Raw genomic sequence first — 9,015 nt, 5'->3', positions numbered from 1 at the left:
GTTGGAAAAAGACATCACCGCGGGATTCTTCTATCCAGTCAAAATCATTTTTTCCCTGAGAGAGAAGACCGAGATAGCTGTACACGACATCGCCGTGGGAAATGGCGGCCGACGATGTTAAGCCGGGCATAGATAAGGAATGGAGACGTTTATGTAAGGTCAAGGATTGAAGAAGTTCCCCTATCAAGAGAAGTCCACTGGCAGATATAATATAATTATCCGTTAATTGGATATCAAATCGACGTTTCATTTTTTCACCTTCCGGGTGCATTCATCCAATAAGATGAATAGGATCTTAACCCCTATTTTATCAAGGTTTTGAAGGGTATGTCGAAAGATATTATCACGGATTCAGGTATGTACTAAATAGTTAGAAAGGAGTTCTTAAGTTGGAGAATATTATTAGAACTTTATAATTAACCAATATACATTAAAAGAAACGAGGGTCGACTGCAATGAATGAAATAGATTTGTTAATTAAAACCCTTGAAAGAAAGGATATGGCTAGTATAGTTAAATACTTTCATATCAGAGTTGATGGTTTCCAAAAAAGCTTTCACAATGCGCCTTCTACAAAATTAAAAACAGCAATCTATAATGAGCTAACGAATTTTTCGAAGAAAAAGAAGAAACCCAAGGTAAAATTGAATGATATTCACAAATATTTAAGTGAATGTGCCATTAGTAATAATCCTAATCTTAAAAATGTAAATTTTGAGGAACTAGGAATTATTGCTGAAATGGGGTGGAAAAATGAATCAGCTACAATTTTAGCCATACTTTACACTAAGTTTGACGACATTTATTTTGAGAATTTAAACAAGATTAAAGACAACATAGAAAACAAGCAGTTTATATTAAATGGGATCGTAGACCCTTTATCATTAGACGATAAATTAAAGATACTATCTGAAAAGCTAATTTCTAAAAAAGATACTTATAATCGACTTAAAGAATATGTGGAATCAGTAAAAAAAGAAAAGGGTGAAGAACTTTTTGGAACTTTGAGCGAGAACGTAAATAAAAATGGAATTCAATCTTTTATACAGATATTATCCAACACGGACGAATCAAATAAAGTTGATGTGATTTTAGCTTTTTTGATAGAAAAAGAGCGCTATAGAGAAACTGATTTCCAACCCTTTTTACATTTTGTACTAAGTTGGTTTGATAAAAAAACATTAGATGCAGAGTTGGAACGAAATAAAATATTAGCTGAGGAAAGAGATGATCTAGCAACTAGTCTAAATGATGCTAAATACTTCAATAATGAGTTGAGTCAATTGCAAAATAATTACGACAATTTATTAAAAAAACACCAATCACTTATAGAAAATTACAATGATATATTAAAAGAAAAAGGCATGCTAGAAAATCAAATTAGCGCCCTGCATCCTTTTAATGATTATTTTAAAGAACTTTCAACTTCTAAGAATATATTAATCATGACAAATGAAACTTCAATATTTAAAAACACACCACTTAGCGAATGTACAATAGGCATAGATGATTTATCAAAAAATATAAGAAAAAAAAATACAGCCCCTTATAAAAGTAAAACTATATTCATAACTAGAATGTCCTTTCCAACTTCAAGGGAATGGAATAAAACTAGAAAGTTTTTTGAACAAAATAATCTACCTTTCTATGAATTAGCTGGTTATGGGCTTGAAGACTATATACCTCAAATTATAGAAAGTCTATTTAAAGGAGAATACGAATTTTATGGAATCGATTATTCAAGGCCACTTAAGTAGAGAAAATAAAAATAAGATTGAAAATTGCTTTATGATTGGCAAATTAGCTGAAGATGGCTCTTCTATACCTTTCTCATTAGGAAAAGAACCTGAGAAATCTGTATCAGTGCTTGCACAGCGCACAGACAGTATCGTTTTTTTTATTGAACCTTTATCAGATGACCCCGAATTGTTACTCAATACATTAGGAAAAGAAAGTAAAGAAGTATATATTTCATTTGATAACAATAACCTTAGGTATTTAGACCGATATAACTACCAAAAACAAGACGATCGTGTGAGCTTTTTACGTGAACATTTTAAGAATAAACTTATTTTGTTTAAACCTGTTTTAAATTACGATAAAAAAAGAGACCAATATCATTACAATTTCCACATCATATTAGATGAAGAAGCAAGATCCCCTGAAGAATTAACTAATACTTGGTACTCACCAATACCTATTATGACTTCATCCTTTACATCAGGTCGTTTTGAAAAAAAGTTAATCGAAAAAAAACCTATTCAGTTAAAAAACTATAACCATGCTTTATCTCTCCCTCAATTTATTGTTTGTGATGATCATCTATACTTAATTAAGGATGAATCAGCACTAAAAAAATATACTAATGAAAATGTTTATTTATGTGAAAACCCTAATAAGATAAAGCGTATTGAGCTGCCAAAAGATTATGATTCCAGTATGAAAGTATTTCATCAGGATGTCGCATTCTTTCCTCAAGAAAAAGTGATGGATTGGATTGACGATGTAGAAGAAAACGGCATGGTAATAACAGAAAAAATTGAGGATAATGATTTCATAGATGAAAGTACGGAGACGCAAGATTCATTAAATACAGATACGTTAGAATTAAACAACGAAGAAGGTAATAACTTTGTTCAGGAGAATGACTTCTTACTACGATTAGACTACTTAGCTCGTATGAAAAAACTTCATTATTCACTAGATGACCTCTATAATTTTCACACTGCACTTAAAACTTCTAATTTCACCATATTAGGTGGGATGTCGGGAACAGGTAAAACAGAATTAGCTAGATTATATGCAGAAGCGCTCAAGATGGAAGAAGGAGACAACCTTCTTCATATCTCTGTTCAACCGTCATATACCGAACCGAGTGATTTATTAGGTTTCTTAAATCCACAAACTGGCGTGTTTCTAGAAAGTGAAATAGGCTTAGTATCTTTTCTTCATAAAGCTAGTAAGGAAACAGATAAAATGCATATGGTTCTTTTTGATGAAATGAATTTAGGACAAGTTGAGCATTATTTTAGTGACTTCATTTCAATCTTAGAATTAGAGGGAGAAGCTAAGAGGTTGCGGTTATTTAATAAGAAATCTCAATGTGTCCAGGAACACTTGCAAGACGGCATCCCAATTCTAAACAATGTTTTGTTTGTCGGAACTGCCAATTTCGATGAAACCACGAGAGATTTCTCCAATCGTATGCTGGATAGAAGTAATGTCATCATTTTAGAAAAGCAATCTTTCATTGAAGCTCAAAAATATGAAACTGATGACATTAAGAGTCTTAGTGACTATGAGCACCAAGAAAAGAATAATATAAAAAAGCCTTGATCATAAAATTGAGTCTATCAATTATAATTCTTGGATCAAGGGGCAAAAGACGCTTTCATCGCTTGAACAAATTGAACTTATGATTTTGGAAAACTTACATGAAGAAATTAGCAGTTATGATTCTCAAACAGGAGTTTCCTTTCGAATAGCCAAACAGATTGGTCATTACTTAGAAAACATTCCTAGAGATGAAACCGGAAATTTACTTTTATCAAGGTCTACTGGTTTTGACTATCAAATTAAACAACGAATCCTATCAAAAATACGTGGACACAAAGAGCAAATAGGTGACCTAGTGGGTGAATATGACATAAACAATAAATATACACATGGTCGCATAGGAAGCATTTTATCAGACGAAAATATAAGGTGCACCAAATCAATCGATTATCTTGAACAAAAGGCGAAAGAGTTGATGCGCAATGGCTATACGTTGTAACAATGAAATATTACCCATTAGTATTCATTTTGAAGATAGAAATGGTAAATCCTATCATATCAATGAAATTTGGGATAATAATAAAAAAATCAACGCAAATAATATTCCCATTTTAAAAGAAAATGCAATGATTAATGCTCGTTTTTATGGAGATGGACTAAGTGATTTCGATGAAGAAGCAGTTTGCAAAATCCAAACTAGTCTTTTCAATGATTTAAGTAGTGATGAAGTGAAACAATTTAATATGAGTACTACAAAGGAAAAATTTCATAGCATCTACGATGGTAGTAGTAACAATAATGAACCCTTCCCCTGGAGAATGGGAGTGTACTTTTTAGAAATATTATACAAAGGAAAAAAATATTATGGGGGAATTAATGTTCTTCCACATCACCTTGATAAATCACAGGTAGAAGAAGTTCATAATTTCTTGAATAATGAGGTTGAGGGTCTAATTTACGATTTTGTTTATAGTAACAAAGAAAAAACTGATAACTTTGACTATGATCTACCTAAATACTGGTACTATAATTACGCTAGAAAGTTGGCCGCTAATTTTCACGATTTTATGTATGCAATATCGACTATTATTAAAAACCCTACTGACCGAATTATCTCTCAATATAAACCTTCTTTAAAACATGGAAAAGTAGATAAAAAAAGTATAAGATGGTCATATTCAAATAAGGGTGCTACTATGAACAGCGGTTCCATAAATCAGCAGTACACTTTAAGTAAAACAAAGGTAACATCTTACAATGAATCCAAAGAAAACCAATGGGTTAAGAATATTCTTTTATTGTGGGAAAAAGATGTCTTCGAAGTATCCAGATATATAAACAATGACATTGTTCTTATTCAACACAAGAAAAACAAACAACAAAAAGAATTAGATGAACTAAAACATCAACAAACTACCTATAATAAAAAAAGAGATATTGCAAAGGCTCAAATGAATGATTTCCGTACACGAATATCTATGATTGAATCGGAAATCAATAAATCTAAAAGACAAATATTGCAATTACAAAAATGGCATGAACTCCTTAAAACAATGGAAAATAAGTTAGTTTACTTTTTAAATAAAACTTTTCTCTATGAAATACATAGAGGAATGCGTAAACCGTTCTTAAAGAAATACCATTATCACAGAATAGACACTATTTTTAACGAACTTAAATCAATTAAAGAAGAAACAGGAGAACAACATCAATTAACACAAATCCTTAAACCAACGTGGCAAATTTATGAGTATTACTGCCTTTTTAAGACAATCAATATTTTAAAAAAAATGGGGTTTATTTTAATTGAAGGTTTAGATGAAGATATAATAAATTTGTATTTCGATGATCAAATCCAACAAGGTACAAAATTTATCTTTAGAAAAAACGACATAGTTATACACATATGGTATGATCATTATCATGCAGGTACGTCAAATATCGCCAAATCACGTAATGAGTTTTTTTATACTAACTCTTCACACAGAAAACCTGACATGAAAATGGATTTTTTTCAAGAAAGAAATGGTGATGTAGTTTTACTCGGTACAATTGTTTTTGATTCTAAATTCAGCAGACTTAGGGATATTTACAATCAAAATTATATGAATAAAACTACCGAACAACTATTAAGTTATTACATCTTTTTTTACAATGAAAAAAAGGATAGAAAAGGATCAGTAGTTGATAAAGTTGTTTGTATGTATGCAGGCGATGAAAGTGAAAATGACAACGTTGAATTTAACGATATCTCATTCGTGAAATTTCATCCATCCAAACTAAGTTCAGGTGATGAAGCTATTGGGGAATCTCAAATTTTTAATATAATAGAAACTACTCTGTCTAACTATTAATAAGTAGTGGTGTGTCAATGTTCTTTTAATAAGTTTTTGCGATTCTTATTCCAGCATTGCACTCTTCATTAACCTTACAAGACACTTTTTCTGCGTCTTGCATTTGACAGGTGTATAACTTCTATATACTAGTCAACAGTGGACATGAAGACAATACAAGCCTAAAAATTTGCTGAGATAAAGTTCATTATTTTAACGCTTTTGTCTTGGAGTAACGCACTTAAAAAATTATCTTTTACATTAGAAAGTAGGTTAACAGATGTAGTTGCCGATTTGTACAGAAGGGATAGATACCATTAAGATTTCTATCCCTTTCAAAATAAAGTTATTCCTTGTTTGTTGACGTTATTAAAAAATTCACTGGTAATTTAGCGGCAAACTTTAATATGGCATAAGTGAACACGTAAGAAAGAAAAAGACCGATACCGAGTGTCCGCCCATTTTCTACACCAGTCCGTTCTCCTGCAAATGCATATATCAGATGGACTAGATTATTTTCCCAGTTGATGCCTTCCATCACAACTACAAATACAGGAATCGAGAATAGAAGCAACCATGGCATAAAAGAAGTAATTTGATGGAGATTTGCTGTAATATGAAAAACGGCTCCAATCATAGTCGCGGTAAGCAGAGACAGAATCAGCAGCAAAGGCACATACCACGGTGATGTTGGATGGTAAAACCAACGCTGGTAAAACACCTCACTAACCCCCGAAAATAACATTAACCCCGAAAACAAAACCAAAAACTAAATATGCCAACGAAAATCGATGTTTTCATTCTCATATTGTTGTCACCTCCCTCACTTTTTAGCACAGTTTACTACATCATTTATATGAAACCATAGAGTGATTTTTATTGCAGAATATTGAACGCTGGGGTCTACATCTTCCGATACCTATGCGGGAAGTTGGCACTTTTTTCTTATTTCATATGTACTTTTGGAAGATCTGGTCAAAATACAGGGTAAGAAAGAATGTCGGTCTTACAACACAGGAGGAACGTGATGGAGGAGCTGGATTTGCACCATATTTTTTCGCTGGGTCTGATTTTGGTAATGATTGCTGCGGGAACGACGGCGATCGCGAAGAAAGGCAGCCAGCCGTACCCGATTGTGCTCGTTATCGTCGGCACGATCATCGGTCTTATCGATATCCCGGTCATGGAACCTTTGATTACCTTTATCACCGAGGGGGAGGTGTTTCACTTTATCGTGATCACGCTGTTTCTGCCTGCCTTACTCGGTGAAGCGGCGCTGAAGCTGCCTTCTTCCCAGTTAAATGAAAATAAAAAACCGATTATCGCGTTAGTACTCATCGGCATCCTGGTGTCCTTTGGCGTTATTGGGTTTTCGTCCATGTGGGTGTTGCAGTTGTCGATTCCCGCGGCATTTGTATTTGCTGCTGTGATGAGCGCCACGGATCCGGTCAGTGTGCTTTCGATCTTTAAAACTGTCGGGGTAAACGAGAGGCTTTCAACGGTGATTGAGGGGGAAAGTTTATTCAATGACGGGGTGGCTGTGGTTCTTTTTAATATATCCGCTTTTTCCCTGCTCACGTATACCGATCTGGGGATGGTTGGAGCGGCACACGGGTTGTGGGAATTTGTGAAAGTGGTATCTCTTGGTTTCATCATCGGCGGTGCCCTGGGATATGTTGTCTCCCTTCTCACCAAATATTTTGATGATTATCCGCTTGAAATACTATTCAGCCTCCTCCTTTTTTACGGTTCGTTTATACTCGCGGAAACGATTCATGCCTCCGGAGTCATTGCCGTCGTGACGGCGGCGTTGATTCTGGGGAATTACGGGGCCGAAATCGGGATGAGCCCGGCCACTAAATTAAACATCAGCAGCTTTTGGGACGTAGCGGCCCTCCTTGCCAACTCCCTTGTCTTCTTAATGGTGGGGCTCGAAATTACCCGGATTGACATCACGGACAAATGGGGCTTGATGTTTGCCGCGATTGTCATCGTTCTTCTTGCCAGAAGTGCGGCGGTGTACTCCAGCTTATTATTTGTAAAAGAAGCCCCGCCGCGGTGGATGCACATTCTGAACTGGGGCGGTTTAAAAGGGTCACTCTCCATCGCTCTCGTGCTCAGCCTTCCACGAGACTTCACAGGCCGGGAAGAGCTGTTAATCATGGCGTTCAGCGTGGTTTTATTTTCCCTTGTCGGACAGGGGCTGACGATTAAACCGCTGATATCCCGGATCGGAGTGAATAAAAAAGAGGAAGGCAACAAAGAATTTGAAGCACTCCTCGCCCGTGTGTACCGGTATAAAAATGCCGTTGCCGAAATAACCAGAGTGAAGGAAAACTTATTTCTGACCGACACCGCAACGAGAGAAATGTTGGATGAATACGAAAATACACTGGAGACACTGCAGGAAAAAATGGAACATCTTTTCCAAACCCATCCCCACCTAAAAGAAAAGCAGCAGGCCACCCTGCTGCGGCATTCCCTGTATGCGCAGCATGAGGCCGTGGAACGCTTGGTAAAAGAAGACATCATTTCGAATGAAGCGGGCGAAAAGGAACTCGATATCATTACAAATAAGCTCGTGGAATTAGAGAGTGAGTAGGTGCTGAAAGCAGGAGAAATAAAATAATGGCACGAGCAGAAGGGGGAAGGCCTGCCCGCGCCGGAGAACGGTTTACTGCGTATCCATCATGAGGTTGTTATTCGAAGGAAGAACGTGGGTGGCAAGATACATATGAAAATAATATTCGCAGAAAGCCAGAACGGCAGCGGCGATCACCGCTCCTGCTGCGGGGACCTCTACTCCAGGGATAACGGCCCCCGCTCCCCACAACAGAATAAACGCAAGCACAAAATCCGCCAGCACCGCAGGAACATTCTGGATTTTCGGCAGAATAAACATATCTCCAGGGTAGGAAACTGCCCCCACAATGACGGTAAGAAGCAGGACCGATAAGAACGAAACGCCGTATATAATGCCAAGAATCAGAAACAGCACAATAAGAGTCATTATTCCTTTTATCAAAAGCGCTTTCGCGTGCTCCATAAGGAACCTCCTTTCGTTCTTTATAGTTTCCTTTTCCCATATCCTGTATTCGTTCTGAGTACGGCGGACGACTTTTACCACTTATGCCATCTTTTTTACCACCTTTTGCGGATAAATGTACCACTTTATGTGGTGCTTTTTACCACTTTCAAAAAACGGGTGAAACCAGTATTTTTGTGGTTTCACCCGTTTTTCATTATTGTTTCTACAAGAGAGCGTTGCTCTCTTCCTGTTCCTTTTCTTGTTGAACGCCAAAACGTTCCCGCATGGATACTTTTCCATCAAGAAAAATGTCATACGAATCATGGACAATACGGTCTAGAATGGCTTCTGCCAAGGTGCCGTCTCCCAGCTTTTCAT

Annotated in this window: 7 protein-coding genes and 2 pseudogenes; 5 read left to right on the top strand and 4 right to left on the bottom strand. The window is 36.1% G+C overall.

Going from position 1 to position 9,015, the window contains the following annotated elements; all coding sequences use genetic code 11:
* Nucleotides 1–250, bottom strand: a pseudogene (locus tag BM058_RS17600) (IS1380 family transposase); the annotation flags it as partial.
* A gap of 205 nt (nucleotides 251–455) precedes the next feature.
* On the opposite strand from BM058_RS17600, the gene BM058_RS17595 reads away from it, so the two are divergent.
* The 4 genes from BM058_RS17595 (at nucleotide 456) to BM058_RS17580 (ending at nucleotide 5,630) form a co-directional block, all read left to right on the top strand.
* A complete protein-coding gene (locus BM058_RS17595; RefSeq protein WP_090929024.1) occupies nucleotides 456–1,757 on the top strand; it encodes a hypothetical protein in 1,302 nt (433 codons plus the stop codon).
* Nucleotides 1,726–3,336 carry an McrB family protein gene (locus BM058_RS17590; RefSeq protein ID WP_090929021.1) on the top strand — a complete coding sequence of 537 codons (1,611 nt, stop codon included), beginning with the start codon at nucleotides 1,726–1,728 and terminating at the stop codon, nucleotides 3,334–3,336. The genes BM058_RS17595 and BM058_RS17590 overlap by 32 nt, the downstream gene beginning before the upstream one ends.
* A 79-nt stretch (nucleotides 3,337–3,415) precedes the next feature.
* Nucleotides 3,416–3,775, top strand: coding sequence for a hypothetical protein (locus tag BM058_RS17585; protein ID WP_090929019.1), 360 nt, complete (start codon nucleotides 3,416–3,418; stop codon nucleotides 3,773–3,775).
* The gene (locus BM058_RS17580) at nucleotides 3,759–5,630 is read left to right on the top strand and encodes a hypothetical protein (protein ID WP_090929016.1); all 1,872 of its coding nucleotides are present in this window, start codon (nucleotides 3,759–3,761) and stop codon (nucleotides 5,628–5,630) included. The genes BM058_RS17585 and BM058_RS17580 overlap by 17 nt, the downstream gene beginning before the upstream one ends.
* 325 nt (nucleotides 5,631–5,955) lie before the next feature.
* Here BM058_RS17580 and BM058_RS17575 read toward each other — a convergent pair whose 3' ends face one another.
* Complete coding sequence (locus BM058_RS17575) at nucleotides 5,956–6,330, bottom strand: hypothetical protein (protein WP_090929013.1); 375 nt, start codon at nucleotides 6,328–6,330, stop codon at nucleotides 5,956–5,958.
* A gap of 306 nt (nucleotides 6,331–6,636) precedes the next feature.
* Between BM058_RS17575 and BM058_RS17570 the strand changes: the two genes are divergently transcribed.
* Nucleotides 6,637–8,211, top strand: coding sequence for a cation:proton antiporter (locus BM058_RS17570; RefSeq protein WP_090929010.1), 1,575 nt, complete (start codon nucleotides 6,637–6,639; stop codon nucleotides 8,209–8,211).
* 72 nt (nucleotides 8,212–8,283) lie between these two features.
* Here BM058_RS17570 and BM058_RS17565 read toward each other — a convergent pair whose 3' ends face one another.
* Complete coding sequence (locus tag BM058_RS17565; RefSeq protein ID WP_090929007.1) at nucleotides 8,284–8,655, bottom strand: DUF2512 family protein; 372 nt, start codon at nucleotides 8,653–8,655, stop codon at nucleotides 8,284–8,286.
* 205 nt (nucleotides 8,656–8,860) lie between these two features.
* Nucleotides 8,861–9,015 (bottom strand): annotated as a pseudogene (locus BM058_RS18695) (ATP-binding protein); the annotation flags it as partial.

The organism is Salibacterium qingdaonense (assembly GCF_900114715.1).
Classification (GTDB): Bacteria; Bacillota; Bacilli; order Bacillales; family Marinococcaceae; genus Salibacterium; species Salibacterium qingdaonense.
The sequence above is the reverse complement of the archived record's forward strand: the minus strand, read 5'-3'. Positions and strand labels throughout refer to the sequence as shown.